Annotated in this window: 32 protein-coding genes; 7 read left to right on the top strand and 25 right to left on the bottom strand. The window is 73.2% G+C overall.

Going from position 1 to position 25,582, the window contains the following annotated elements:
• Window positions 1–61: 61 nt before the first annotated feature.
• The 9 genes from trpA to hisI all read right to left on the bottom strand — a co-directional run bounded on the left by trpA (window position 62) and on the right by hisI (window position 7,157).
• Window positions 62–880: a tryptophan synthase subunit alpha gene (gene trpA, locus CPH93_RS26110; protein ID WP_096214235.1), complete on the bottom strand. Its 819-nt coding sequence runs from the start codon at window positions 878–880 to the stop codon at window positions 62–64.
• Entirely contained in the window at window positions 877–2,163 is a 1,287-nt protein-coding gene (trpB, locus tag CPH93_RS26105; protein ID WP_006606207.1) for a tryptophan synthase subunit beta, read from the bottom strand. The genes trpA and trpB overlap by 4 nt, the downstream gene beginning before the upstream one ends.
• Before the next feature lie 177 nt (window positions 2,164–2,340).
• The gene (gene trpM, locus CPH93_RS37635; protein WP_368449594.1) at window positions 2,341–2,511 is read right to left on the bottom strand and encodes a tryptophan biosynthesis modulator TrpM; all 171 of its coding nucleotides are present in this window, start codon (window positions 2,509–2,511) and stop codon (window positions 2,341–2,343) included.
• Window positions 2,512–2,545: 34 nt separating this feature from the next.
• Window positions 2,546–3,355: an indole-3-glycerol phosphate synthase TrpC gene (gene trpC / locus CPH93_RS26100; RefSeq protein WP_093482689.1), complete on the bottom strand. Its 810-nt coding sequence runs from the start codon at window positions 3,353–3,355 to the stop codon at window positions 2,546–2,548.
• Window positions 3,356–3,536: 181 nt separating this feature from the next.
• Complete coding sequence (locus tag CPH93_RS26095) at window positions 3,537–4,004, bottom strand: DUF2752 domain-containing protein (protein ID WP_096214234.1); 468 nt, start codon at window positions 4,002–4,004, stop codon at window positions 3,537–3,539.
• 143 nt (window positions 4,005–4,147) lie between these two features.
• Complete coding sequence (locus tag CPH93_RS26090) at window positions 4,148–4,390, bottom strand: HGxxPAAW family protein (RefSeq protein WP_006606204.1); 243 nt, start codon at window positions 4,388–4,390, stop codon at window positions 4,148–4,150.
• A gap of 85 nt (window positions 4,391–4,475) precedes the next feature.
• A complete protein-coding gene (locus CPH93_RS26085; protein WP_096214233.1) occupies window positions 4,476–5,129 on the bottom strand; it encodes a TIGR02234 family membrane protein in 654 nt (217 codons plus the stop codon).
• A gap of 67 nt (window positions 5,130–5,196) precedes the next feature.
• Window positions 5,197–6,741 (bottom strand): anthranilate synthase component I, encoded by a 1,545-nt coding sequence (locus CPH93_RS26080; protein ID WP_093482691.1) that lies wholly within the window; start codon window positions 6,739–6,741, stop codon window positions 5,197–5,199.
• 11 nt (window positions 6,742–6,752) lie between these two features.
• Window positions 6,753–7,157 carry a phosphoribosyl-AMP cyclohydrolase gene (gene hisI, locus CPH93_RS26075; RefSeq protein ID WP_006606201.1) on the bottom strand — a complete coding sequence of 135 codons (405 nt, stop codon included), beginning with the start codon at window positions 7,155–7,157 and terminating at the stop codon, window positions 6,753–6,755.
• Between the two features lie 32 nt (window positions 7,158–7,189).
• Between hisI and CPH93_RS35905 the strand changes: the two genes are divergently transcribed.
• Window positions 7,190–7,333 carry a hypothetical protein gene (locus CPH93_RS35905; protein ID WP_159032211.1) on the top strand — a complete coding sequence of 48 codons (144 nt, stop codon included), beginning with the start codon at window positions 7,190–7,192 and terminating at the stop codon, window positions 7,331–7,333.
• Between the two features lie 97 nt (window positions 7,334–7,430).
• Here the strand turns inward: CPH93_RS35905 and CPH93_RS26070 are convergent, their stop codons facing one another.
• The gene (locus CPH93_RS26070; protein WP_093482692.1) at window positions 7,431–8,063 is read right to left on the bottom strand and encodes a TIGR03085 family metal-binding protein; all 633 of its coding nucleotides are present in this window, start codon (window positions 8,061–8,063) and stop codon (window positions 7,431–7,433) included.
• A 100-nt stretch (window positions 8,064–8,163) separates the two neighbouring features.
• Complete coding sequence (locus tag CPH93_RS26065; protein WP_093482693.1) at window positions 8,164–9,060, bottom strand: LysR family transcriptional regulator; 897 nt, start codon at window positions 9,058–9,060, stop codon at window positions 8,164–8,166.
• A 97-nt stretch (window positions 9,061–9,157) separates the two neighbouring features.
• Between CPH93_RS26065 and CPH93_RS26060 the strand changes: the two genes are divergently transcribed.
• From CPH93_RS26060 to CPH93_RS26050, 3 genes are read left to right on the top strand one after another with little or no spacing between them, the layout of a single operon-like run.
• On the top strand, window positions 9,158–9,865 hold the full coding sequence (locus tag CPH93_RS26060; RefSeq protein ID WP_096214232.1) for a succinate dehydrogenase: 708 nt from the start codon (window positions 9,158–9,160) through the stop codon (window positions 9,863–9,865).
• A gap of 2 nt (window positions 9,866–9,867) precedes the next feature.
• A complete protein-coding gene (locus CPH93_RS26055) occupies window positions 9,868–11,817 on the top strand; it encodes a fumarate reductase/succinate dehydrogenase flavoprotein subunit (protein WP_096214231.1) in 1,950 nt (649 codons plus the stop codon).
• Window positions 11,814–12,557, top strand: coding sequence for a succinate dehydrogenase/fumarate reductase iron-sulfur subunit (locus tag CPH93_RS26050; protein WP_093482696.1), 744 nt, complete (start codon window positions 11,814–11,816; stop codon window positions 12,555–12,557). The genes CPH93_RS26055 and CPH93_RS26050 overlap by 4 nt, the downstream gene beginning before the upstream one ends.
• Window position 12,558: 1 nt before the next feature.
• Here the strand turns inward: CPH93_RS26050 and CPH93_RS26045 are convergent, their stop codons facing one another.
• From CPH93_RS26045 to hisD, 11 genes are read right to left on the bottom strand one after another with little or no spacing between them, the layout of a single operon-like run.
• On the bottom strand, window positions 12,559–13,149 hold the full coding sequence (locus CPH93_RS26045) for a nitrile hydratase subunit alpha (protein WP_093482697.1): 591 nt from the start codon (window positions 13,147–13,149) through the stop codon (window positions 12,559–12,561).
• Complete coding sequence (locus CPH93_RS37450; RefSeq protein ID WP_096214230.1) at window positions 13,146–13,433, bottom strand: SH3-like domain-containing protein; 288 nt, start codon at window positions 13,431–13,433, stop codon at window positions 13,146–13,148. Before CPH93_RS37450 ends, CPH93_RS26045 begins: the two co-directional genes overlap by 4 nt.
• Entirely contained in the window at window positions 13,423–13,692 is a 270-nt protein-coding gene (locus CPH93_RS37445; RefSeq protein WP_093482699.1) for an SH3-like domain-containing protein, read from the bottom strand. The genes CPH93_RS37450 and CPH93_RS37445 overlap by 11 nt, the downstream gene beginning before the upstream one ends.
• A gap of 32 nt (window positions 13,693–13,724) precedes the next feature.
• Window positions 13,725–14,489, bottom strand: a complete 765-nt coding sequence (gene hisF / locus CPH93_RS26030; protein WP_093482700.1) for an imidazole glycerol phosphate synthase subunit HisF — start codon at window positions 14,487–14,489, stop codon at window positions 13,725–13,727.
• Window positions 14,486–14,893, bottom strand: coding sequence for a Rid family hydrolase (locus CPH93_RS26025; protein ID WP_093482701.1), 408 nt, complete (start codon window positions 14,891–14,893; stop codon window positions 14,486–14,488). The genes hisF and CPH93_RS26025 overlap by 4 nt, the downstream gene beginning before the upstream one ends.
• Before the next feature lie 21 nt (window positions 14,894–14,914).
• Window positions 14,915–15,637: a bifunctional 1-(5-phosphoribosyl)-5-((5-phosphoribosylamino)methylideneamino)imidazole-4-carboxamide isomerase/phosphoribosylanthranilate isomerase PriA gene (gene priA / locus CPH93_RS26020; RefSeq protein WP_093482702.1), complete on the bottom strand. Its 723-nt coding sequence runs from the start codon at window positions 15,635–15,637 to the stop codon at window positions 14,915–14,917.
• A gap of 8 nt (window positions 15,638–15,645) precedes the next feature.
• Window positions 15,646–16,302, bottom strand: coding sequence for an imidazole glycerol phosphate synthase subunit HisH (gene hisH / locus CPH93_RS26015; RefSeq protein ID WP_093482703.1), 657 nt, complete (start codon window positions 16,300–16,302; stop codon window positions 15,646–15,648).
• Window positions 16,293–16,457 carry a hypothetical protein gene (locus tag CPH93_RS36280; protein WP_006606188.1) on the bottom strand — a complete coding sequence of 55 codons (165 nt, stop codon included), beginning with the start codon at window positions 16,455–16,457 and terminating at the stop codon, window positions 16,293–16,295. Before CPH93_RS36280 ends, hisH begins: the two co-directional genes overlap by 10 nt.
• Window positions 16,458–16,461: 4 nt before the next feature.
• Complete coding sequence (gene hisB / locus CPH93_RS26010) at window positions 16,462–17,055, bottom strand: imidazoleglycerol-phosphate dehydratase HisB (RefSeq protein WP_030085936.1); 594 nt, start codon at window positions 17,053–17,055, stop codon at window positions 16,462–16,464.
• On the bottom strand, window positions 17,052–18,170 hold the full coding sequence (locus tag CPH93_RS26005) for a histidinol-phosphate transaminase (RefSeq protein WP_096214229.1): 1,119 nt from the start codon (window positions 18,168–18,170) through the stop codon (window positions 17,052–17,054). Before CPH93_RS26005 ends, hisB begins: the two co-directional genes overlap by 4 nt.
• A gap of 8 nt (window positions 18,171–18,178) precedes the next feature.
• On the bottom strand, window positions 18,179–19,501 hold the full coding sequence (gene hisD / locus CPH93_RS26000) for a histidinol dehydrogenase (protein ID WP_096214228.1): 1,323 nt from the start codon (window positions 19,499–19,501) through the stop codon (window positions 18,179–18,181).
• Between the two features lie 262 nt (window positions 19,502–19,763).
• Between hisD and CPH93_RS25995 the strand changes: the two genes are divergently transcribed.
• Genes CPH93_RS25995 through ybaK form a run of 3 tightly spaced genes read left to right on the top strand, consistent with a single transcriptional unit; the run spans window position 19,764 to window position 22,733 of the window.
• A complete protein-coding gene (locus CPH93_RS25995; protein ID WP_093482706.1) occupies window positions 19,764–21,365 on the top strand; it encodes an oxidoreductase in 1,602 nt (533 codons plus the stop codon).
• A 51-nt stretch (window positions 21,366–21,416) separates the two neighbouring features.
• Window positions 21,417–22,163 (top strand): LON peptidase substrate-binding domain-containing protein, encoded by a 747-nt coding sequence (locus CPH93_RS25990; protein ID WP_093482707.1) that lies wholly within the window; start codon window positions 21,417–21,419, stop codon window positions 22,161–22,163.
• Between the two features lie 57 nt (window positions 22,164–22,220).
• Window positions 22,221–22,733, top strand: a complete 513-nt coding sequence (gene ybaK / locus CPH93_RS25985) for a Cys-tRNA(Pro) deacylase (protein WP_096214227.1) — start codon at window positions 22,221–22,223, stop codon at window positions 22,731–22,733.
• Between the two features lie 112 nt (window positions 22,734–22,845).
• Here the strand turns inward: ybaK and CPH93_RS25980 are convergent, their stop codons facing one another.
• From CPH93_RS25980 to CPH93_RS25970, 3 genes are all read right to left on the bottom strand, one after another.
• Complete coding sequence (locus CPH93_RS25980) at window positions 22,846–23,535, bottom strand: ABC transporter permease (protein WP_173909888.1); 690 nt, start codon at window positions 23,533–23,535, stop codon at window positions 22,846–22,848.
• A 68-nt stretch (window positions 23,536–23,603) separates the two neighbouring features.
• Window positions 23,604–24,428, bottom strand: coding sequence for an ABC transporter permease (locus CPH93_RS25975; RefSeq protein ID WP_173909887.1), 825 nt, complete (start codon window positions 24,426–24,428; stop codon window positions 23,604–23,606).
• 82 nt (window positions 24,429–24,510) lie between these two features.
• Window positions 24,511–25,500, bottom strand: coding sequence for an ABC transporter ATP-binding protein (locus tag CPH93_RS25970; protein WP_093482711.1), 990 nt, complete (start codon window positions 25,498–25,500; stop codon window positions 24,511–24,513).
• Window positions 25,501–25,582 lie beyond the last annotated feature (82 nt).

Below are 25,582 nucleotides of genomic sequence, written 5' to 3'. Positions count from 1 at the left end.
ATGTTCGCCCTATCGAGGGACAGCGCGCCGGGCGTGGACGTCCGTCCGGCGCGCCCCGCCCCTAGGAGCGCTTGCGCACGCCCTCGGCCAGCTCGCCCGCCAGGGCGCGGATCCCGGCGAGGCCGGCCGCCAGGTCCCCGTCCGAGGCCAGCAGCCGCTTGACGAACGCCGAACCGACGATCACGCCGTCCGCGAACTGGGCCACTTCGGCGGCCTGCTCGGCGTTGGAGACGCCGAGGCCGACGCAGACCGGCAGGGCGGTCGTCGCCTTGGTGCGCCGGACGAGGTCCTGCGCCTGGGCGCCCACCGACGCGCGGGTGCCGGTGACGCCCATCAGCGAGGCGGCGTAGACGAAGCCGGAACCCGCCGCCGTGATCTCGGCGAGCCGGGCGTCCTTGCTGCTGGGGGCGACGACGAAGACGGTCGCCAGACCGTGCTTGCCGGCGTGCTCGCGCCAGGTCGCGGACTCCTGGACCGGCAGGTCGGGCAGGATGCAGCCGGCGCCGCCCGCCTCGGCGAGCTCGGCGGTGAAGCGCTCGATGCCGTAGCGGTCGATGGGGTTCCAGTACGTCATGACCAGGACGGGCTTGCCGGTGGCCCGGTGTGCCTCGCGCACCGTCCGCAGCACGTCCGCGATCTTCACGCCGCCGCGCAGCGCGATGTCGTCGGCGGTCTGGATCACGGGCCCGTCGAGGACCGGGTCGCTGTGCGGGAGCCCGATCTCCACGACGTCCGCACCGCCGTCGAAGACGGCCTTGGCGGCCTCGATGCTGCCGTCGACGGTCGGGAATCCGGCGGGCAGGTAGGCGATGAGCGCGGAGCGGCCCTCGGCCCGGGCGGCGGCGAGGGTATCGCTCAACAGCTGGATGTTTCCGCTCACTTGGCGTCCCCTTCGATCTCCGCGCCGGCGGTGTCGGTGTCCGCCTCGACGGCGGCGTCGGTGTCGTACAGGCCGAAGTAGCGGGCGGCGGTGTCCATGTCCTTGTCGCCCCGGCCGGACAGGTTGACCACGATCAGCCCGTCCGGGCCGAGCTCCCGGCCGACCTCCAGCGCCCCGGCGAGGGCGTGGGCGCTCTCGATGGCCGGGATGATGCCCTCGGTCTGCGAGAGCAGGCGCAGCGCCTGCATCGCCGCGTCGTCGGTGACGGCGCGGTACTCGCCGCGGCCGCTGTCCTTGAGGTAGGCGTGCTCGGGCCCGATGCCGGGGTAGTCCAGACCGGCCGAGATGGAGTACGGCTCGGTGATCTGGCCCTCCTCGTCCTGGAGGACGTAGCTGCGGGAGCCGTGCAGGATGCCCGGTTCGCCGGCGGTCAGCGTGGCGGCGTGCTCACCGGTCTCGATGCCGTGGCCGGCGGGTTCGCAGCCGATGAGCCGGACCCCGGCGTCCGGCAGGAAGGCGTGGAAGAGGCCGATGGCGTTGGAGCCGCCGCCGACGCAGGCCACGGCCGCGTCGGGCAGGCGGCCGGCGCGCTGGAGGATCTGCCGGCGGGCCTCGACGCCGATGACGCGGTGGAAGTCGCGCACCATCGCGGGGAACGGGTGCGGACCGGCGACGGTCCCGAAGAGGTAGTGGGTGTGGTCGACGTTGGCGACCCAGTCGCGGAAGGCCTCGTTGATGGCGTCCTTGAGGGTGCGGCTGCCGGACTTCACGGCGATGACCTCGGCGCCGAGCATCCGCATCCGGGCGACGTTGAGGGCCTGGCGCTGGGTGTCGATCTCGCCCATGTAGATGGTGCAGTCGAGGCCGAAGAGGGCGCAGGCGGTGGCGGTGGCGACGCCGTGCTGGCCGGCGCCGGTCTCGGCGATGACCCGGGTCTTGCCCATCCGCCGGGTGAGCAGCGCCTGGCCCAGCACGTTGTTGATCTTGTGCGAGCCGGTGTGGTTGAGGTCCTCGCGCTTGAGGAACACGCGGGCCCCGCCGGCCTGTTCGGCGAACCGCGGCACCTCGGTGAGCGCGCTGGGGCGGCCGGTGTAGTTGACCAGCAGATCGTCGAGTTCGGCCGCGAACGCGGGGTCCGCCTTGGCCTTCTCGTACTCGGCGGCGACCTCGTCGACCGCGGCGACCAGCGCCTCGGGGATGAATTTGCCGCCGAAGGCACCGAAGTAGCCCTCGGCGCTGGGGACTTGGCCCTCGGGGTCGGGAAGGAAGAATTCGGAGGACATCTGACGCACTCCTAGACCGGGGCACGCGCCCCGGAGGTCCGGTTCATCGGGAGGTGAGCATGGCGGAAGGCGGCGCGCTGTAGGGGTCGCTGCCGCCGCGGAGCCGGCGGGGCCGGTACCGCGGAGGTACGGACGCGATGCCTTGGGGCATCGCGGCGCCGACACGGGGCCGGCGCGTCAGCGCGCGGGCCCCCGTCGCCATCGCCTGCCGTTGATCTGTCCCGGCTCGGATCCGATGTGGTACCTGACCCGGCGCCCGTGGACCCGCCGCGCGGGGGCGCGGCAGCCGCGGTGCCACGAGGGCAGCGCAGAGCACTTGGCCTCGGGGCGGCGGGGGGCGGCGGTCATGTCGGGGTGGGTGTCCTGTCCTGGGGGCGGGCGCTCAGGACCGGCCGTGCCGGATCGCCGGGTGGGAGCCCGCGGCGACCAGGTCGGCGACCGAGGTCCTGGGGTCCTTGCCGGTGACCAGCGACTCGCCGACCAGCACCGCGTCCGCGCCGTCGTTGGCGTAGGCGATCAGGTCGTGCGGTCCGCGGACACCGGACTCGGCGATCTTGACGATGTGGTCGGGGATCTCGGGGGCGACCCGGGCGAAGTTGCCGCGGTCGACCTCCAGGGTCTTGAGGTTGCGGGCGTTGACGCCGATGATCTTGGCGCCGGCGTCCACCGCGCGGGCGACCTCTTCCTCGTCGTGCACCTCGACCAGCGGCGTGAGCCCGATCGACTCGGCCCGCTCGATCAGCGAGACCAGCGCCTCCTGCTCCAGCGCGGAGACGATCAGCAGCGCGAGGTCGGCGCCGTAGGCCCGGGCCTCCCACAGCTGGTAGGCGGTGACGATGAAGTCCTTGCGCAGGACGGGGATGTCGACCTTGGCGCGGACGGCCTCCAGGTCGGCCAGCGAACCGCCGAACTTGCGCTGCTCGGTGAGGACGGAGATGACCGCCGCGCCGCCCGCCTCGTAGTCGGCGGCCAGGCCGGCCGGGTCGGCGATCGCGGCGAGCGCGCCCTTGGAGGGGCTGGAGCGCTTGACCTCGCAGATCACCGTCACGCTCTCGCCCTTGAGGGCCGCGACGCCGTCCTTCGCGGGGCGTGCCTTGCGGGCCCGCTCCTTGAGCTCGTCGAGAGTGACGCGGGCCTGCCGCTCCGCGAGGTCGGCGCGGACCCCGTCGATGATCTCGTCGAGCACACTCACGCGAGCGGCCTCCTTCTTGAGCGGGGGAGGTGGACAGTGATCCGTGGGGACGAGCCGTCCCACCCGGTCCTTCGATGGTATCCGCCATGGGATGCAGGTCTCGCATCCGGTGGACCGCGGTCCCACGACCTGGACATTCACCGGTGACGCGGAGGGGTGCACCGGCTCGCCCGGCCGCGGATCACGGAGCCAGCGCGCGGCCGGCGGGGAGGTTGCGGACGACGGTGAAGACCAGCAGCAGCCCGGCCAGCGCCCACCAGTGGACGGGCCGCGGCCGGGGTCCCGCCATCGGGCGGCCCCGCACCGCGCGGCCGAGCCAGACCGCCCAGAAGACCGCACAGGCGGCGTACCCGGCCACCGCGAGGGCGTTGGCGCCCAGCGCCGCGGGGAGGTCTCCGTGGGCGACGTCATGGGCGCTGCGCAGTCCGCCGCAGGCCGGGCAGTACAGGCCGGTCAGATGCAGCAGCGGGCACACCGGATAGTGGCCGGGCCGGTGGGGATCGACGGCGCCGACATAGGCGAAGGCCGCGAGGGCGGCGGTCAGGGCGCCCAGGGGTGCCGCGAGACGGCGGGGCAGCGCGCGCCGGCGGGGGGCCGGGGGCGCGAGGTGCGCCACGGGATCGCTCACGTGCCGATTGTGCGGCGGCATGCGCGAAGGCGCAGCTTCTCGGCCGCCGTACGGAGCGGGCACGGACGGCGGGTACGGCACCTCGGGTGCGTACGGGCCGGGAAGCGGCGCCTTCGAAGGGAACTGCGGGGGTGGCGCCGGGCGGGCGCCACGGGAGCGGGAGCTCAGCCCTCCTGCGGCTGGGCCTGCGCCGGGGCAGCGGGCTTGGCGCGGCGGGGCTCCTGGCCCATGCCGGCCGCACGCATCAGACCGCCGGCCACGGCACCGAGGCCGATCAGCACGATGCCGGCCCAGAAGCCGGGCACGTTCCCCAGCACGATGAAGGCTCCGGAGACGCAGAAGCCGATGAACGAGATGATGACGCCCGTCCAGGCGGCGGGGGTGTGTCCGTGGCCACTGCTCGACATGAATGCTCCTCGTTGCTCTGTCGCGCCGGGGTCGGGGCGCGGTGATCCTCGTCGCCCATTGTCACCGATGCCGGGCGGCGCACCTTTACCGGGTGGGGTCCTCACCGCGGTCCAGGGACTTCCAGATCTCCTCCGGACGGTCCAGATCCGGCGGGGCCGGAGCCCTGCGCGGGCCGCGGGCGCCGCCGGGCGTGCGCTCGTACCGGCCCGACATCGCAGGCCAGTGGCGTCCGTAGACCAGCGCCAGCAGTCCGGCGAGCAGCAGCAGCCCGCCGCCGGCCGCGGCCACCCACGGCCAGCCGGTGTGCGTGACGTGATGCACACCGGCGTCGGTCAGGCCGACCGCGGTGGCGGCCTTCTCGCGCAGCGCGGAGGTGTCGGAGTTGCCCAGCACGGCGGCGACGGCGATGCCCGCGCCGCTGAGCGTGAGCAGGGCGGCGACCGCGATCCGGCCGACCCGGCGCACGGCGAAGACGGCGACCAGCGCGGCCAGGCCGACGACGGCCAGCGCGCCGGGCACCCCGGTCACATCGGCGCCGGTCACGCTGCGCGGCAGCGCGCCCTGGGCGAGCTCCGCGGAGCCCTTGGCCCAGATGCGGCCGGAGGCCAGCAGCGCCAGGCCCGCGCCGGCCGCGCCGGCCAGCAGGGCGAGGGCGAGGCTGCGGGTGGCGCTGCGTGCGCGGGTGGCCGGCTCGCCCGCGGGCGGGGCGTCGGCAGGGGTCTGGGGTACGGCACTCACGCGCACCACTATCGCGCACCGGCCGACGGGGTCCGGTGCGCGGGGTGGCTGCGGGGCGTGCGGCCGGTCACTTTCCCAGGTGGTTGGCGGTGTTCACGGCGCGCAGCACGGCGGCCGCCTTGTTGCGGCACTCGGTGTCCTCGGCCACCGGGTCGGAGTCGGCGACCACGCCGGCGCCCGCCTGGACGTAGGCGGTGCCTTCCCGGAGCAGGGCCGTACGGATCGCGATGGCGGTGTCGGAGTCGCCGGCGAAGTCGAGGTAGCCCACGCAGCCGCCGTACAGCCCGCGCCGGGTCGGCTCCAGCTCCTCGATGATCTGCAGGGCGCGCGGCTTGGGCGCCCCGGAGAGGGTGCCGGCGGGGAAGCAGGCGGTGAGCACGTCGAAGGCGCTGTGGCCCTCGGCCACCTGCCCGGTGACCGTGGAGACGATGTGCATCACATGGCTGTAGCGCTCGATGGACATGAAGTCGACGACCTCGACGCTGCCCGGCTCGCAGACCCGGCCCAGGTCGTTGCGGCCCAGGTCGACCAGCATCAGATGCTCGGCGCGCTCCTTGGGGTCGGCCATCAGCTCATCGGCCAGGGCCTGGTCCTCCTGAACGGTGGCGCCGCGCGGGCGGGTGCCGGCGATGGGGTGCACCGTGGCCCGGCCACCCTCGACCTTGACCAGCGCCTCCGGGCTGGAGCCCACCACGTCGAAGGCGCCTTCCTCGGCGCCCTCGCCGCCCTCGAAGCGGAAGAGGTACATGTACGGGCTGGGGTTGGTGGCCCGCAGCACCCGGTAGACGTCCAACGCGCTCGCCGTGCACGGCGTTTCGAAGCGCTGGGAGGGCACGACCTGGAAGGCCTCGCCGGCCCGGATGCGCTCCTTGATGTCCTCGACGGCGTCCTGGAAGGCCGGGCCGCCCCACTCGGCGGTGAACGGCGGAACCGCGGACGGCGGCATCGCGGCGGCACTGGCGGGCGCGGGCCGGGCCAGGTCGTAGGCCATGGTGTCCAGGCGGGCCACGGCGTCCGCATAGGCCTCGTCGACACCGGTGTCGAGGTCGTTGTGGTTGATCGCGTTGGCGATCAGCAGGACCGTGCCGCTCCAGTGGTCGAGGACGGCGAGGTCGGAGGTGAGCAGCATGGTCAGCTCGGGCAGCCGGAGGTCGTCGGCGGTCTGCTCGCCGATCTTCTCCAGGCGGCGCACGATGTCGTAGCCGAGGTAGCCGACCATGCCGCCGGTGAACGGCGGCAGTCCCGCGCCCTCGATGAGGTCGCGGGGGGTGTGCAGCGCCTCGACGGTGGCGCGCAGCGCCTGGAGCGGGTCGCCGCCGGTGGGGACGCCGACGGGCGGGGTGCCGAGCCAGTGCGCCTGCCCGTCGCGGGTGGTGAGGGTGGCGGCGCTGCGGACGCCGATGAAGGAGTACCGCGACCACGTCCGGCCGTTCTCGGCGGATTCGAGAAGGAAGGTGCCGGGGCGCTCGGCGGCGAGTTTGCGGTAGAGCCCGACCGGTGTGTCGCCGTCCGCGAGCAGGCGCCGGGTGACGGGGATGACCCGACGGTCCTTGGCGAGCGTACGGAAGGTGTCGAGGTCCGGAGTGGCGGTGCCGGTGGTTCCCGTGGTCATGGCAGCGGAGCCTACTGGTCGGAGGTGGCCTCGGCAGCCAGGACGTCGGCGTCGAAGCAGGTGCGGTCGCCGGTGTGGCAGGCGGCACCGACCTGATCGACCTTGATCAGCACGGTGTCGGCGTCGCAGTCCAGCGCCACCGACTTGACGTGCTGGACGTGGCCGGAGGTGTCGCCCTTGACCCAGTACTCCTGGCGGCTGCGGGACCAGTACGTGCAGCGGCCGGTGGTCAGGGTGCGGTGCAGCGCCTCGTCGTCCATCCAGCCGAGCATCAGCACCTCGCCGGTGTCGTACTGCTGGGCGATGGCGGGGACCAGGCCGTCGGCGCCGCGCTTGAGGCGGGCGGCGATGGCCGGGTCGAGGGCGGACCCGGCGGCGGGGGCCTGGCCGGGGGCGGTGGTGCGGCTGCTGGTCATGCGTCCATTGTGCCGTGCGGCATCCTGCAGACATGCATCCTCAGGAGCCGCCCGTGCCGCCACCGCCGCCGGACCCGGACCGCGCCGCGCGGGTGGCCGCGCGGGTGCTGGGGGCGGTGTGCGCGGCGGCGGTGGCGGTGGCCGTGGCGATCGTGGTCGTGGTGTTCCGGCAGTAGGACGTGTCCGACCCGGCGGGCCGGAGCGGGCCCCGCGACGGGACTGTGCGGACGCGCCCCGGCGGGCCGGAGCGGACACCGGGGCGGTCCGGGGCGGTCAGACCCCCAGTTTCGCCGCCAGCAGCCGGTCGATCGCCTCCTTGTCCCCGTCCAGTGCCACGTCGGCCGCCTCCTGCCGGCCGAAGGCGAACATGGTCAGCTCGCCCGGCTCGCCGACGACCGTGACCACCGGGGTGCCACGATGGGCGACCGCCGTCCGCCCGTCCGGCCGCCGCAGCACCAGGCCCACCGGCGACTTGCGGCCCAGTACCCGGGCCATCCGCTCCAGCCGGGACCACAGGGCGTCCGCGAAGACGGGGTCGAGCTCGCGCGCGGACCAGTCCGGCTGCGCCCGCCGGACGTCCTCGGTGTGGACGTAGAACTCGACGGTGTTGGACGCCTCGTCGAGCTGCTTCAGTGCGAACGGCGACATCCTCGGCGGCCCGGTCCTGATCAGCTGGATCAGCTCCTCGTACGGCTTGGCGGCGAACTCCGCCTGCACCCGCTGGAGCCGGGCGGCCAGCGGCTTGACGAGGAGCCCGCCGGCCGCGTCGGCGCGCCGTTCGCGCACCACCACGTGCGCGGCCAGCTCCCGCGCGCTCCAGTTCTCACACAGCGTCGGCGCCTCGGGGCCGGCGCTCTCCAACAGGTCGGCGAGAAGGAGCCGTTCACGCTTCGCATGGGTCGACATGCGGCCAGCCTACGACCGGCCCCGGAGCCCTGCCACGGGGCCGCGCCCGGCGGCCGCGGGGTGATGGGCCCGGTCACCCGGCTGCCGGGCCGCCGCCCAGTCAGGCCCCGTCCGCCGCCAGGTGCGCGCGCAGGATGCGCTCCAGTTCGCGGGCGGCGCGCGGCGGCGAGACGTCCCCGCGGTGGGCGACCGAGACCACGCGGTGCATACCGGGGGTGGAAAAGGGAGTGATCCGCAGGCCGGAGCGTTCGGCGACCATGCTGGGGACGACGGCGATGCCCAGTCCGGCCCGCACGAAGCCGAGGACCGCGTCCATCTCGCCGCCCTCGACGGTGAAGGACGGTTCGAAGCCGGCCGCCCGGCAGGCCGCGGTGGTGAATTCCCGCAGGTCGTAGCCGCGGCGGAACATGGCCAGCGGCCGGTCCTTCAAGTCCGCCACGCGGATGCGGGTGCGCCGGCCGACGGGGGCCGGGCGGTCGGGGGCGGAGACCACGACGAGTTCCTCGCGCAGCAGGTCGGAGGTGGCCAGGGCGGGGGCCTGGACCGGGAGCGGGGTGATGATCAGGGCCAGGTCCAGTGCGCCGTCGGCCAGCGCCCGTACGAGGTCCTGGGAGCCGTCCTCGGTCACGAGCAGCTCCACGCCGGGGTAGGTGGCGTGGAAGGCCCGCAGGACATCGGGGACGAGGCTGGCGCAGAGGCTGGGCGGGGCGCCGAGGCGGAGCCGGCCGCGGCGCAGCCGGGCCACCTCCTGGACCTCGCGGCGGGCGGTCTCGGCGTCGGCGAGGATGCGCCGGGCGAGCGGCAGCAGGGTCTGACCGGCATCGGTGAGGGAGATGTGGCCGCGGGCGCGGTGGAAGAGCTCGGCGCCCAACTCCCGCTCCAGGGAACGGATTTGCTGGGAGAGGGAGGGCTGGGCGACGTGTTCGCGCTCGGCGGCGCGGGTGAAGTGGCGGGTGTCGGCCACGGCGGTGAAGTAGCGGAGCTGCTGCAGCTGCATGAGAGCAAGGGTAAGGCGCTCGATAGGCATCGCCTATGGAGATGAGCCGCACCATGTCTTGGACTGATGGGTGGGGCCGTCCTTACCGTCGGGACCCATGGCACTGGACATACGGACGGACCGACGGCCGTCCCTGCCGCATACGCTGTGGCACTCGACCGTCGGCAAGAAGACGGTGATGGCCGTCAGCGGCCTGATCATGCTGCTCTACCTGGTCGTCCACATGCTCGGGAACCTGAAGATCTTCTTCGGGCCGGGCGAGTTCAACCACTATGCGCACTGGCTGCGGACGATCGGCGCGCCCTTCATGCACCAGGAGTGGACGCTCTGGCTCGTCCGCGTCGTCCTGGTGGCCGCCGTCGTGGCGCACGCCGTCTCCGCGTACCAGCTCAGCCGCCGCGACATCAGGGCGCGGCCCGAGGCCTACGTGCACAAGAAGCCGCGCGCGAGCTATGCCACCCGCACCATGCGCTGGGGCGGGATCATCCTCGGGCTGTTCCTCGTCTGGCATCTGCTCGACCTGACGACCGGCACCGTGCACCCCGGCGGTTTCCGGCCCGGCCACCCGTACCAGAACGTCGTGGACACCTTCTCCACCTGGTACGGCAACGTGATCTACCTCGTGGCGATGCTGGCGCTCGGCCTGCACATCCGGCACGGGTTCTGGAGCGCCGCACAGACCCTCGGCGTCGGCAGCCGCCGCCGCGACCGCGCCCTGAAGACCACCGCCAACCTCCTCGCGCTGGTGCTGACCGTGGGCTTCGTCGCCGTACCCCTTGCCGTCATGACCGGAGTGGTGAGTTGACCATGGCTTCTTACGCGGACTACGCGACCGGTGCGCCGGTCGCCGACACCAAGGCACCGGCCGGGCCGGTCGCCGGGCGCTGGGACACCCGCCGCTTCGAGGCGAAGCTGGTCAACCCCGCCAACCGCCGCAAGCACACCGTCATCGTGGTCGGCACCGGCCTCGCGGGCGGCTCCGCGGGCGCCACCCTCGCCGAACAGGGCTACCACGTCGTCCAGTTCTGCTACCAGGACTCCCCGCGCCGGGCCCACTCGATCGCCGCGCAGGGCGGTATCAACGCGGCGAAGAACTACCGCAACGACGGCGACTCGGTCCACCGGCTGTTCTACGACACCGTCAAGGGCGGCGACTTCCGCGCCCGGGAGTCGAATGTGCACCGGCTCGCGCAGATCTCCGTCGAGATCATCGACCAGTGCGTCGCCCAGGGCGTGCCGTTCGCGCGGGAGTACGGCGGGCTGCTCGACACCCGCTCCTTCGGCGGCGTCCAGGTCTCCCGGACGTTCTACGCCCGCGGGCAGACGGGCCAGCAGCTGCTGCTCGGCGCCTATCAGGCGCTGTCCCGGCAGATCGCGGCGGGGAACGTGGAACTGCACGCGCGCACCGAGATGCTGGATCTCGTCGTCGCCGACGGGCGGGCCCGCGGCATCGTCGCCCGGGACCTGGTCACCGGCGAGATCGCCACCCACTTCGCCGATGCCGTGGTGCTGGCGTCCGGCGGCTACGGCAACGTCTTCCATCTGTCGACCAACGCCATGAATTCCAACGCGACCGCCATCTGGCGGGCGCACCGCCGCGGGGCGTACTTCGCCAACCCCTGCTTCACCCAGATCCACCCGACCTGCATCCCGCGCACCGGCGACCACCAGTCGAAGCTGACGCTGATGAGCGAGTCGCTGCGCAACGACGGCCGTATCTGGGTGCCGAAGGCCACGGGCGACACCCGCCCGCCCGGCCGGATCCCCGAGGAGGAGCGCGACTACTACCTGGAGCGCAGCTACCCGTCCTTCGGCAACCTCGTCCCCCGCGACATCGCCTCCCGCGCCGCCAAGCAGGTCTGCGACGAGGGCCGCGGCGTGGGGCCCGGCGGCCAGGGCGTGTACCTGGACTTCGCGGACGCCCTCGCGCGCATGGGCCGGGCCCGGATCGAGGAGAAGTACGGCAACCTCTTCGACATGTACGCGCGGATCACCGCGGAGGACCCGTACGAGGTGCCGATGCGGATCTACCCCGCCGTGCACTACACGATGGGCGGACTGTGGGTCGACTACGACCTCCAGACCACCGTCCCCGGCCTGTTCGCGATCGGCGAGGCCAACTTCTCCGACCACGGCGCCAACCGCCTCGGCGCCTCCGCCCTGATGCAGGGCCTGGCCGACGGCTACTTCGTCCTCCCCTCGACGATCAACGACTATCTGGCCCGCGCCCCGCTCGCCGACTCTATGGACGCCGGCCACCCGGCGGCCGCGGCGGCCGTCGAGGAGACCCGGGAGCGGCTGGCCCGGCTGCTGGCCGTCGACGGCGACCGCACGCCCGACTCCTTCCACCGGGAGCTCGGCGCCCTGCTGTGGGAGCACTGCGGGATGGCCCGCACCGCCGAGGGGCTGCGCACGGCCCTCGACCGGATTCCGCGGCTCCGCGAGGAGTTCTGGCGGCGCATCAAGGTGCCGGGCACCGGCGAGGAGTTCAACCAGTCCCTGGAGAAGGCCCACCGCCTCGTCGACTACCTGGAGCTCGCCGAGCTGATGTGCCTCGACGCACTGCACCGCGCCGAGTCCTGCGGCGGGCACTTCCGCGCGGAGTCGCAGACCCCGGACGGCGAGGCCGAGCGCCGGGACGCGGAGTTCTCCTACGCCGCCGCCTGGGAGTTCACCGCCACCGGCAGCGCCCCCGTCCTCCACAAGGAAGACCTGGTCTTCGAGTACGTCCACCCCACCCAGCGGAGCTACGCATGAGGCTCACCCTGCGCGTCTGGCGCCAGAAGCACGCCGACGCCGACGGCACGATGTCCACGTACGAGGTGGACGGCATCGCGAAGGACATGTCGTTCCTGGAGATGCTCGACACGCTCAACGAGTCGCTGATCCTCGCCGGCGAGGACCCGGTCGCCTTCGACCACGACTGCCGCGAGGGCATCTGCGGCGCCTGCAGCCTGGTCATCAACGGCGAGGCGCACGGCCCGGAGCGGACCACCACCTGCCAGCTGCACATGCGGTCCTTCGAGGACGGCGACACGATCGACATCGAGCCCTGGCGGGCCGCCGCCTTCCCCGTCGTCAAGGACCTGGTCGTCGACCGCTCCGCCTTCGACCGGATCATCCAGGCCGGCGGCTACATCACCGCACCCACCGGCGCCGCCCCCGAGGCCCATGCCACCCCCGTCCCCAAGCCGGCCGCCGACGCCGCCTTCGAGCACGCCGAGTGCATCGGCTGCGGCGCCTGCGTGGCCGCCTGCCCGAACGGCGCGGCGATGCTCTTCACCTCGGCGAAGGTCAACCATCTGGGTGTGCTGCCGCAGGGCGCTCCCGAACGGGCGTCGCGGGTGCTGGACATGGTGGCGCAGATGGACGAGGAGGGCTTCGGCGGCTGCACCCTCACCGGCGAGTGCGCCACCGCCTGCCCCAAGGGCATCGAGCTGTTCAGCATCACCACGATGAACCGCGAGTTCGTCCGCGCGGCGCGCAAGGGGCGCTGAGTCAGACCGCGGCGGTCCCGATGAGCCCTTCGCGGGTGACGAGCGCGGCCAGCTCCGGCTCGCTCCACCCCGCGGTGTCATCGGGCCGCCGCGGCAGGACCATGTAGCGGCTCTCCGCGCTGGAGTCCCACACGGTGATCGCGGTGTCGTCCGGCAGCACCAGCCCGAACTCGGCCAGCACGGCCCGCGGTTCGCGTACCACCCGCGAGCGGTAGGCCTCGCTCTTGTACCAGGACGGCGACGGCCCCAGCAGCCCGACCGGATAGCAGGAGCACAGCGTGCACACCAGGACGTGGTGCGTGGTGGCGGTGTTCTCGACGACCTTGAGCCGCTGCTCCTGGATACCGCCCGCCATCGACAGCCCCACCTCGGGCAGCGCCGTATTGGCATCGGCCAGCAGCCGCTCCCGGAACCCCTCGTCGGTCCAGGCCCGCGCCGCGATCCGCGCCCCGTTGACCGGCGAGGCCCCCTTCAGCATCGCCGCGAGGGACGCGTCCAGCTGCTCCTGGGCGACCACCCCGGCCTCGATCAGCCGCTCCTCCAGCCGCCGCACCCGCGCCGCCACCGGCGCACTCGTGTGCTCGCCGCTCATACCCCGTCCTCCGCCACCCGCTCGATGTACGACTCCCAGAGGTCGACCGTGACCTCATGACCGCCCTCGCCCCACAGGTCGCCCGCGGTGAAGGCCACGGTGTAGACGGGCTCCACCCGGGGCTCGGCCACCCCTGCGGCCACCTCGTCCGCGAGCTCCCAGCTGCCCTGGCACTCGACGATCCGCCCCACCTGGCCGCGCACGTACCGCGGCGCCCGGGTATGCCCGTCGGGATCGCCGGCGCGCACCCGCACCCGCTCCCCCGCCCGGAATTCAGCCCGCATCGAGCAGCCCCCGCTCGGCCAGCAGCGTCTCGATCGCGAGCAGCCACCGCTCGTAGTACGACGTCGCCAGATACTGCTGCGGGTCCATCCGCTCGACCGCGTCCCGGAACTCGTCGAGCCGGTAGACCCCGTTGCGTACCAGCGTGGAGTTCAGCGCGAACACCCGCGCCTCCCAGTCGGCGTGGAACGGCGGCTCGTCCGCCTCGATCTCCAGCGCCCCGAACCCGGTCTGGCCACCCACATCGTTGACACGGCTCATGCGCCGAGCCTACGCGGTCAGTGATCTTCGTGTCAGCGCACCGGGTGTCCCGCGTCCCGGAGGGCGTCCTTGACCTGGCTGATGCGCAGGTCGCCGAAGTGGAAGACGGAGGCGGCGAGCACCGCGTCGGCGCCGGCCGCGACGGCCGGGGCGAAGTGGTCCAGCCGGCCGGCGCCGCCGGAGGCGATCACCGGGACGGTGACGTGCTTGCGGACCGCCTCGATCATCTCGACGTCGTAGCCGTCCTTGGTGCCGTCGGCGTCCATGGAGTTCAGCAGGATCTCGCCGGCGCCGAGGGCCGCGGCGCGGTGGGCCCATTCGACGGCGTCGATGCCGGTGCCGCGGCGGCCGCCGTGGGTGGTGACCTCGAAGCCCGAGGGGGTGCCGGCGTCGGTACGCCGGGCGTCGACCGACAGCACCAGGACCTGGCTGCCGAACCGCTCGGAGATCTCGCGGATCACGTCGGGCCGGGCGATGGCGGCGGTGTTGACGCCGACCTTGTCGGCGCCGGCCCGCAGCAGCTTGTCGACGTCGTCGGGGGTGCGCACGCCGCCGCCGACGGTGAGCGGGATGAAGACCTGCTCGGCGGTGCGGCGGACCACGTCATAGGTGGTCTCGCGGTTGCCGGAGGAGGCGGTGATGTCGAGGAAGGTCAGCTCGTCGGCGCCCTCGTCCCCGTAGATCTTCGCCATCTCGACGGGGTCGCCCGCGTCCCGCAGGTTCTGGAAGTTGACGCCCTTGACGACCCGGCCGTTGTCGACGTCCAGGCAAGGGATGACTCGGACCGCCAGGGTCATGTCTGTGGGGGCCTTTCTGCCAGTTCTCGGAATGCTTCTAGTTCTACTTCGACCAGGACGCGGGAGTCGACGAAGCCGGAGACCACGACCAGGGTCGCGACCGGCGGGGTGGCCTCGAACAGCTCCCGGTGGGCGCGGCCGGCCGCGTCCACGTCGCGGAGGTGGGTGAGGTACAGGCGGGTGCGCAGTACCGCGTCGGCGCCCAGGCCGAAGGGCTTGAGCGCGGCCAGCGCGTTGGTCAGGGCGGTCCGGGTCTGGACGTAGGGGTCGCCCTCACCCTGGAGCACGCCGTCGACCAGGGGCATCGTGCCGGCGACCAGGACCCGGTCGCCGGCCGCCACGGCGCGTGCGAAGCCGATCTTGTCTTCCCAGGGGTTGTCGGTCCGTACGCGCTCGATGGTCATCACGCGGCCTTTCGTTCGCCGTTACGACACTGCTGCCAGCGCCTCTTCGAGGGTGAACGCCTTTGCATAGAGCGCCTTGCCGACGATCGCGCCCTCCACACCTTCGGGTACCAGCGTGGCGAGCGCCCGCAGGTCGTCGAGGGAGGAGACGCCGCCGGAGGCGACGACGGGGCGGTCGGTGGCCGCGCAGACGTTCCGCAGCAGCTCCAGGTTGGGGCCCTGGAGGGTGCCGTCCTTGTTGATGTCGGTGACGACGTAGCGGGCGCAGCCCTCGGCGTCGAGGCGGGCCAGCGTCTCGTAGAGGTCGCCGCCGTCGCGGGTCCAGCCGCGGCCGCGCAGCGTCGTCCCGCGCACGTCCAGGCCGACCGCGATCTTGTCACCGTGCTCGGCGATGACCTTGGCGACCCACTCGGGGGTCTCCAGCGCGGCGGTGCCGAGGTTGACCCGGCGGCAGCCGGTGGCGAGCGCGGCGGCGAGCGTGTCGTCGTCGCGGATACCGCCGGACAGCTCGACCTTGATGTCCATGGACCGGGCGACCTGGGCGATCTGCGCCCGGTTGTCGCCGGTGCCGAAGGCCGCGTCGAGGTCGACGAGGTGCAGCCATTCGGCGCCGGCCCGCTGCCAGGCGAGGGCCGCCTCCAGCGGGTCGCCGTAGGAGGTCTCGGAGCCGGACTCGCCGTGGACGAGGCGGACGGCCTGGCCGTCGCGGACGTCGACGGCGGGGAGGAGTTCGAGCTTCGGCATCAAGGGGCTCACAGGGTGTTGATCCAGTTGGTCAGGAGCTGGGCGCCGGCGTCGCCGGACTTCTCGGGGTGGAACTGGGTGGCCCACAGCGGGCCGTTCTCGACCGCGGCCACGAACCGCTCACCGTGGGTGGCCCAGGTGACCTTCGGCGCGGCGAGGTGGGGGTTGCCGACCTCCAGCTCCCAGTCGTGCACCGCGTAGGAGTGCACGAAGTAGTAGCGGGCGTCGGCGGGCAGCCCGGCGAAGAGCTGCGAGTCGCCGGCGGCCTCGACGGTGTTCCAGCCCATGTGCGGGACGACGTCGGCCTTGAGCGGGCCGACCGTGCCGGGCCACTCGTCCAGGCCCTCGGTCTCCACGCCGTGCTCGATGCCGCGGCCGAAGAGGATCTGCATGCCGACGCAGATGCCCATGACGGGGCGCCCGCCGGCCAGCCGGCGGCCCACCAGCCAGTCACCGCGGGCCTCCTTCAGCCCGGCCATGCAGGCGGCGAACGCGCCGACGCCGGGGACCAGCAGCCCCTCGGCGTTCATCGCCCGGTCGAAGTCCCGGGTGATCTCCACCTCGGCGCCGACGTGCGCCAGCGCGCGCTCGGCGGAGCGGACGTTGCCGAAGCCGTAGTCGAAGACGACGACCTTCTTACGGGGTGCCGAGGCGGTCAATTCCATACCTCCAACCGGAGCACACCGGCGGCCAGGCACAGCGCCGAGCCGACGGACAACAGCACGATCAGGCTCTTGGGCAGCTGCTGCTTCCAGAAGGAGTAGACGCCGCCGAGGAGAAAGAGCCCGAGAAGGATGAAGACCGTGGACAGTCCGCTCACAGGACTACAACGCTCCCTTGGTGGACGGGATGATGCCGGCCGCCCGCGGGTCCCGCTCGCTGGCGTAGCGCAGCGCCCGGGCCAGCGCCTTGAACTGGCACTCCACGATGTGGTGGGCGTTGCGGCCGTACGGGACGTGGATGTGCAGCGCTATCTGGGCCTGGGCGACGAACGACTCGAAGATGTGCCGGGTCATGGTCGTGTCGTAGCTGCCGATCATCGGCGCCATGTTCTCCGGCTCGGTGTGCACCAGATACGGGCGGCCGGAGAGGTCGACGGTCACCTGGGCCAGCGACTCGTCCAGCGGGACGGTGCAGTTGCCGAAGCGGTAGATGCCGGACTTGTCGCCGAGGGCCTGCTTGAAGGCGGCACCCAGCGCGAGGGCGGTGTCCTCGATGGTGTGGTGGGTGTCGATGTGCAGATCGCCGTCGGTCTTGACCTTGAGGTCGAACAGGCCGTGCCGGCCGAGCTGGTCGAGCATGTGGTCGTAGAAGCCGACACCGGTCGATACCTCGACCTCGCCCCGGCCGTCGAGATCGATCTCGACGAGCACGGACGTTTCCTTCGTGGTGCGCTCCACGCGTCCTACGCGGGTCATCGCTTGCTCTCCTTCAGTACTGCACGAACCGCGTCGAGGAACGCGTCGTTCTCGGCCGGGGTGCCGGCGGTGACCCGCAGCCAGCCCGGTACGCCGTTGTCACGGACCAGCACGCCGTGGTCGAGGATCGCCTGCCAGGTGGCGTGCGCGTCGTCGAAGAGACCGAACTGCACGAAGTTGGCGTCGGAGTCGACGACCTGACAGCCGCTCGCCCGCAGCTCGGTGACCAGGCGGTCCCGCTCGGCCTTGAGCTGCTCGACGTACTTCAGCAGGGTCTCGGTGTGCTCCAGCGCGGCGAGCGCGGTGGCCTGGGTGACGGATGAGAGGTGGTACGGCAGCCGGACGAGCTGGACCGCGTCGACCACCGCGGGGTCGGCGGCCAGGTAGCCCAGCCGCAGGCCGGCGGCGCCGAACGCCTTGGACATGGTCCGGGAGACCACCAGATTCGGCCGGCCCTCGATCAGCGGCAGCAGCGAGGGGCGGTGGCTGAACTCGCCGTAGGCCTCGTCGACCACCACCAGGGCCCCGGCGCCGTCGGCCCGCGCCGCCTGCGCGGCGTCGTACAGCGCCAGCACCGTCTCCGCCTCGACGGCGGTGCCGGTGGGGTTGTTCGGCGAGCAGATGAAGACCACGTCGGGCCGCTGCCCGGCGATGGCCGCCCGCGCCACCTCGACGTCGATGGTGAAGTCGGCGTTGCGCGGGCCGGAGATCCAGCCGGTGCCCGTGCCGCGGGAGATCAGCCCGTGCATGGAGTACGACGGCTCGAAGCCGAGGGCCGTGCGGCCGGGGCCGCCGAAGGTCTGCAGCAGCTGCTGGATGACCTCGTTGGAGCCGTTGGCGGCCCAGATCTGCTCCCGGGTGACCGGGTGGCCGCCGGTGCCGCTGAGGTAGCGGGCCAGCGCCTCGCGCAGCTCGACCGCGTCCCGGTCGGGGTAGCGGTTGAGCTGCCGGGCGGCCTCGGTCACCCGCTCGGCGATCCGCCGGACCAGCGGTTCGGGCAGCGGGTAGGGGTTCTCGTTGGTGTTCAGGCGCACCGGGACGTCCAGCTGCGGCGCGCCGTAGGGGGACTTGCCGCGCAGCTCGTCCCGGATGGGGAGGTCGTCGATACGGGTCACGTGCCTGCTCACTTGCTCTGCGGGACCTTCCAGTCGAACCTGGCCTTCAGCGCGGCGCCGTGGGCCGGGAGGTCCTCGGCCTCGGCGAGGGTCACCACATGGTGGGTGACCTCGGCCAGCGCGTCGCGCGAGTAGTCCACGACATGGATGCCGCGCAGGAAGGACTGCACGGACAGGCCGGAGGAGTGGCAGGCGCAGCCGCCGGTGGGCAGGACGTGGTTGGAGCCGGCGCAGTAGTCGCCGAGCGAGACCGGGGCGTACGGGCCGACGAAGATGGCGCCGGCGTTGCGGACCCGGGCGGCGACGGCGGAGGCGTCGGCGGTCTGGATCTCCAGGTGCTCGGCGCCGTAGGCGTCCACGACCGTGAGGCCCTCGTCGATGCCGTCGACGAGGACGGTCGCGGACTGCCGGCCGCCCAGCGCCTCGGTGATCCGCTCGATGTGCTTGGTGGCGGCGACCTGCCGCTTGAGGGCGGCGTCGACGGCGTCGGCGAGCTCGGCGGAGTCGGTGACCAGCACGGCCGCGGCCAGGGTGTCGTGCTCGGCCTGGCTGATCAGGTCGGCGGCGACGTGCTCGGGGTCGGCGGTGGCGTCCGCGAGGACCGCGATCTCGGTGGGGCCGGCCTCGGCGTCGATGCCGATGCGGCCCTTGAGCAGGCGCTTGGCGGAGGCGACGTAGATGTTGCCGGGGCCCGTGACGAGGTTGACCGGCAGGCACTCGTCGGTGCCGTACGCGAACATCGCGATGGCCTGGGCGCCGCCGGCGGCGTAGACCTCGTCGACGCCGAGCAGGGCGCAGGCGGCGAGGATGGTCGGGTGCGGCCGGCCGCCGAACTCCTTCTGCGGCGGGGAGGTGACCGCGATGCCGGTGACCCCGGCCTCCTGTGCCGGGACGACGTTCATGACGACGGAGGACGGGTAGACCGCCAGGCCGCCGGGGACGTAGAGCCCCACCCGCTCGACGGGCACCCAGCGTTCGGTGACCGTGCCGCCGGGGACGACCTTGGTCGTGACGTCGGTGCGGCGCTGTTCGCGGTGGACGATCCGGGCGCGCCGGATGGACTCCTCCAAGGCGGCCCGCACGGCCGGGTCCAGCCCGTCGAGGGCCTCGCGCAGCGCCTCGGCGGGCACCCGTACGCGCGTGATCTCGACGCCGTCGAACCGCCGCGCACAATCGATCAGCGCCGCGGTGCCGCGATGGCGCACGTCCTCGCAGATGGGCCGCACCTTCTCCAGGGCGGCTTCCACGTCGAACTCGGCACGGGGCAGCAGATCGCGCAGGGCGCCGCCCTCGGGGAGGGCGTCACCGCGCAGGTCGATTCGGGAGATCACCCTCCCAGTGTCTCAGACCTGCTCCCGGGCCCGAGCGGCCGTATCACTCAGTGATACACAGCGGCGTGCGCCGCGGACGCACCGTGACCCGGCCCTTCGAAGTTGACCGGAGTTGGCCCTGACCACGCGTGTTCAAGCAGACACGGGCGCGGGCAAGGGCCAGCTGACGGCGTACGGGGACGCCTGTGGGACGCCACACGACCGGTGCACGAGGTGCGTCCGAACAGGTTGCGACACACCACGGGACAGCAAGGGGGATCCAGTGACCGAGCCCGGGGACGGCGACGCGCCCGCCGACCTGCAACTGACATCCGCGGAATGGAGCATGTGGCAGGCCTTCCGCAACGGCAGCACCTGCGACCTGCACATCGGCGACCCGGCCCGCGACGATCCGCACGGGCAGCATCTGTGGGGCCCCGAGCGCCGGGTGCGTGCCCGGGTCGTGGCGCTGCTGCTGCTCGACGGGCCGCCCCCGCAGCCGGGGAGGGTGGCCGCATTACAGCTGACCGGCGCGTACATCACGGACACTCTCGACGTTGCGGGCGGCACGATCAAGCCATTCGTGGAGCTGCGGGACTGCCGCTTCGAGGCCGAGGTGGTGCTGCCGGAGAGCCACTTCACCACGCTGCGGCTGGTGAACTGCGCGATACCCCGGCTGGAGGCGGCCCGGCTGCACACCGAGGGCGATCTGCATCTGCCGCGCTGTGTGGTGCAGTCCGGCATCCGGCTCACGGACGCCCAGATAGGCACCGACCTGATGCTCAATCAGACCATCGTGCACAAGGACCGCCAGGGCCGCTCCGTCATGGCGGACGGGCTGACCGTCGCCCAGGACCTGCAGGCCGAGATGATGGAGTCCTACGGCGAGTTGTCGCTGCGCGGCGCCACCATCGGCGTCTCGCTGAGCCTGCGCGGCAGCCGGCTGTGCAACCCGTTCGGCCGCCGGGCGCTGAACGCCCCCCAGCTGACCGTCGAGCGCACCCTCTATCTGACCGCCGCGGGCCTGGCGAACTCCCCGTTCTCCAGCAGCGCCACTCCCCCGTACGGCATCGGCCAGACCCCCTCGCGCGGCACCCGGGTGCAGCGCTTCGAGTGCGAGGGCGGGATGCGGCTGGACGACGGGCGCTTCGGCGACGCGGTCGACTTCGAGAACGCCCGCTTCATCATGGAGTCCGACCAGGAGCTGTCGCTGCGCCGGATCCAGACGCCCGAGCTGCGGTTCCTCGGTGAGCGCCCGCAGCGCGGCCGGGTGATCCTCTCCGGTGCCCGGGTGGTCAACCTCATCGACAAATCGGCGAGCTGGCCGGGGCTGGGCGGGCTGTGGATGGCCGGCTTCGCCTACGAGACGCTGATCCCGCGCGGCCACTTCCCGCTGGCGCTGCGGCTGCAGTGGGTGGCCGCGGCGACCCCCGAGTACGCGCCCGAGCCGTACGAGATGCTGGCCGCCTCGCTGCGCAGCACCGGTGAGGACGCCGACGCCCGGGAGGTGCTGCTGGCCAAGCAGCGGCGGCGCCGCGAGACGCTGCCGCTGGCGGCGAAGGCCTGGGGGATCCTGCAGGACTGGACGGTGGCCTACGGCTACCGGCCGGGGCGGGCCGCGGTGTGGATGGCCGTGCTGTGGGCGATCGGCACGCTCTACTTCTCGACGTCCCCTCCCCCGCCCCTCAAGGCCGGTGAGGCGCCGCCCTGGAATCCGTATCTCTACTCCCTGGACCTGCTGCTTCCGGTGATCGACCTCAATCAGGGGGCCGCCTGGAAGCCCGGCGGCGGGTCGCAGTGGGTGGCCGCGGTGCTGATCCTGGCGGGCTGGGTGCTCGCCACGACGGTCGCGGCCGGCGCCTCGCGGCTGCTGCGGCGGCAATAGCCGGGGTACGGGTGGTGGCCCGGACCGCTACAGGCTCTAGGCTTACGGGCTGTGACCTCCGTGCGCCTCCCCCTCTTCCCGCTGAACTCGGTGCTGTTCCCGGGACTCGTGCTCCCGCTGAACGTCTTCGAGGCGCGCTACCGGGCGATGATGCGCGATCTGAGTGCGGTACCCGAGGACGACCGCCGGTTCGCGGTGATCACGATCCGGGACGGCCGGGAGGTCGCCCCCACCGCGATGGGCATGCCGGACGCCACGCTGCCGACCGCCGAGGGTCCCGCGGCGGGCTTCGGTGACGACCCGATGCAGGCGTTCCACACGGTGGGCTGCATCGCGGACGCGGCCACCATCCGGGAGAAGTCGTCCGCCGACGACACCGGCTACGAGGTGCTCGCCACCGGCACCACCCGCTTCCGGCTGCTGTCGGTGGAGGCCTCGGGGCCGTATCTGACCGGTGAGGTGGAGGAGCTGGCGGACGACGAGGGGGACGGCGCGGGTGCGCTGGCCTCCGGCGTCGTCCGGGCCTTCCGCACCTATCAGAAGCGGCTGGCCTGGGCGAACGAGCGGACCCTGTCGAGCGGGCAGGACCTGCCGGCCGACCCGTCCGTGCTGTCGTATCTGGTGGCCGCGGCGGCCGTGCTGGACGTCCCCGCCAAGCAGCAGCTGCTGGAGGCGCCGGACGCCGCGGCCCGGCTGACCCAGGAGCTGACGCTGCTGCGCCAGGAATCGGCGCTGCTCGGTAAACTCCCGTCGCTGCCGGCCGTGGATCTGACCCGGCAGCCGACCCACCCCAACTGACGTTCCGCGGCCCGGGGCCCGCGCGGGCCGGGCCCTGGCGAGTGAGGCGTTTTCGCGGTGCCGAAGAAGACGAAGCAGAAGAAGACCGGACAGCCCGGGGGCGGCACGCCCGCGACGGTGGCGCTCACCGCGTCCGGCGTCCCCTTCACGGTGCATGCCTACGCGCACGACCCAACCGCCGCCTCGTACGGCGAGGAGGCCGCCGAGGCCCTCGGGGTCGCGCCCGAGCAGGTCTTCAAGACGCTGCTCGCGGAGGTCGACGGCGCGCTGACGGTCGCCGTGGTGCCGGTGTCGGGGTCCCTGGACCTGAAGGCGCTGGCGACCGCGGTGGGCGGCAAGCGGGCCGCGATGGCCGATCCGGCGGCGGCCGAGCGCAGTACGGGCTACGTCCTGGGCGGGATCTCCCCGCTGGGGCAGCGCAAGCGGCTGCCCACGGTCGTGGACGCCTCCGCCCAGGGCCGGCCGACCGTATGTGTCTCGGCGGGGCGGCGCGGCCTGGAGGTCGAGCTGGCGCCGGAGGATCTGGTGGCGCTCACGGGGGCACGGGTGGCGGCGATCGCGCGGGGCTAGGCGGTCGCGGGCGGGGTCGATTGCCGCGGGCGCCCGCCGTCGGCGCCCCGGCAAGCGGGCGGGGCAGCCGCGATGGCGGCCGCCCCTGCTGGTGCGTCGGTGTCCGGCGGCGTCAGTGCCCGGCGGGCGGTTCCGGCGCGGGCGGCTCTTCCCGCTGGTCGTGGTGGCCGCTCCAGTCCACCTCCGGCTCCGGGTCCCGCGGGCCGAACAGCCCGGTCAGCGCCAGCTGGGTGAGCATCGCGGCGATCGGCCAGGCCAGCAGCGCGCCCTTGGCCTGGAGCCGCAGCGGACCCGAGAAGGCCACCCCGGGGCCGACCTGCTTGGCGTGCGTGGCCACGTCCGGGGTGGGGCCCAGCCACATCCCCGTCACCCAGCCCAGCACCGCACCCAGCAGCCCGCCCACGACCAGCGCCACGACCAGCGGAATCCCGCCGCGCCGGCGCAGCAGGAAGACCACGGCGGCGCTGAGCACCCCGAAGCCGAGGGACAGCAGGACGAAGGTGCCGTCCGCGCCGATCGCCTCCTCGCCCTCGGTGTTCTTGAGGTAGACGTTGCGGGTGTCCGCGATCAGCGGGATGTGCGGGGCGAGCCAGTTCCACAGCACCCCGAGCAGCACCCCGCTCACCGCGACCACGAGCGCGATCACGGCACCCTCGCGCAGCTCACGCGCCAGCTCGGGGCCGCCGAGCCCGGTGTGGTCAGGGTGCTCGGCGGTGGCTCCGTGGTCGTGGGCGGGCGCGGCCTGGGGGTGCTGCGGCTCTTCGGGCGGTTGGTTGTCGCGGGGCGTCAGCGGTGCGGTCACCCCGTCATCGTGCCAGGTGGGGCCGGTGGGACCGGCGGCAGGACGCCCGTTGGAGGGGCCGGAGGCGGTCATCGGGTGGCCGCCCGCCGGTAGGCCCAGGTGGCGACGGCCAGCGAGAGCACCCCGACGGCCGCGCAGACGCCCAGGTCGGCGCCGACCACGAGCCAGTCGGGATGCGGGTCGAAGCTGCGCGACAGCGCCTCCACGCCGTAGGTCGACGGCAGCAGATCGCGGGCCCAGCCGATCACCTCGGGCATCCGCGCGGCCGGCAGCACCCCCAGCAGCAGCGCCGCCGACATCCCCAACTGGCCGCAGAGCGTGGCGAGTTCGGGGCGCGGGGCGAGCAGGCCGAGGGCCGCGCCGAGGCCGGCCAGCGCCGCCCCGGCGAGCGGGATCACGGCGGCCAGCACCCACAGATGGGCCATCGGCAGCTGGAAGAGCACACAGCCGGTAACCGCGGTGACGACCGTCCCCGGCACGGTGAAGGAGGCGTACGCGGCGGCGGCGCCGAGCACCACGGCGGCCGGCGGCACCGGCAGCGTCGCATAGTGGTCGAGCCCGCCGCCGGCGCGCAGCTGGCCGAAGTACTGGGCGAGGAGGTTGAGCGCGACGAAGGCGACGACCAGCACGCTGGAGCCGGACACCACCGACCGCGCCGGGTCACCGCTGTCCACCACTCCGCGCAGCAGGACCATGATCCCGACGGACTGGAAGGTGGCCACGAACAGCAGCGGGATCCGGGCCACCCGGGCCCGGGAGAGCTGGGCGCGGTAGACGGCGCCGAGCGCGGGCACGAAGCGGGCGCGGGGCGCCAGCGGGGCGGCACCGTCCTCGGTCCGCACCTCGGGGCCGACAGCCGCACCGGCCACCGCCTGCGCGGGAACCACACTCACGCTGTCACCGAGCCTTCCTCGTACTGTCGGCAGTCTTCGTGCCGTCCGCAGTCATCGATACGTGCGCCGCGCCCCGCGCCGTTCACGCCTTGACCAGCCCCTCCGCGCGGCCGCCGAGGGCCAGGTAGACATCCTCCAGGCTCGGCGTGGCGAGGGTGAAGTCGTCGAGGGCGGCGAAGGCGGGCCCCGAGGTGACGGCGGCGACGGCGGTGCGGGCCCGGTCGGCGGGGAGCCGCAGGGTCCAGCGGCGGCCGGAGGTGTGCGCGGCGGCGGCGAGCGCGGCGACCTCGGGCACGTCCAGCGGCGGGCGGTCGCGCCACACCAGCTCCAGCCGGACCTCCTCGCTCACCATCTCCTTCAGTCCGCCGGGCGTGTCGCAGGCGATCACCCGGCCCCGGTCGATCACCGCGACCCGGTCGAGCACGCTCTCGGCCTCCAGGACGTTGTGGGTCACCAGCACCACCGTGACCCCGCGCTCGGCGCGCCGCCGGTCGACCGCGGCCCAGACGGCGCGCCGGGCGACCGGGTCCATCCCGGTGGTCGGCTCGTCCAGCACCAGCAGCGGCCGCTCGCCGATCAGCGCGGTGGCGAGGCAGGCCAGCCGCCGCTGCCCGCCGGACAACTGCTTCAGCGCCCGTCCCGTGAGGTCGGCGAGGCCCAGCTCGCCGATCACCGCGTCCCGCTCGGCCCGCGCCTCGCGGGCGCCGAGGCCACGCAGCCGTCCGGTGGTCTCCACCGCCAGCGCGACGGTCATCTCGTCCAGCGCGGTGGACTCCTGGCCCAGGTAGCCCAGCAGCCGGGCGGCCCGCTCCGGGTGGCGCACCAGGTCGTGGCCGAGGACGGCGATGCTGCCGGAGTCCGGGCGCAGCAGTCCGGTCAGCTGGCGCACCAGGGTGGACTTGCCGGCGCCGTTGGGGCCGAGCAGCCCGAAGATCTCGCCGCGGTGGACATCCAGGGTGATGCCGTCGTTGGCCCGTACGGCGGGCGCCTGAGCCGCCCCGCGGCGCCCGCGCGTCGCGGGGTACGTCTTGACCAGGTCCCGCACGGCGCACACCGGTACACCGCGCTCCACCTGTTTTGCGCCCGTCCTCACGAGCTATGAGGGTACGCGTCCCCGGACCGCCTCCGGCCCGCGGGGCACCGGCGGGCGAGCC

The sequence above is a fragment of the Streptomyces sp. 2323.1 genome (assembly GCF_900221035.1).
GTDB classification, from domain to species: domain Bacteria; phylum Actinomycetota; class Actinomycetes; order Streptomycetales; family Streptomycetaceae; genus Streptomyces; species Streptomyces sioyaensis.
The sequence above is the reverse complement of the archived record's forward strand: the minus strand, read 5'-3'. Positions and strand labels throughout refer to the sequence as shown.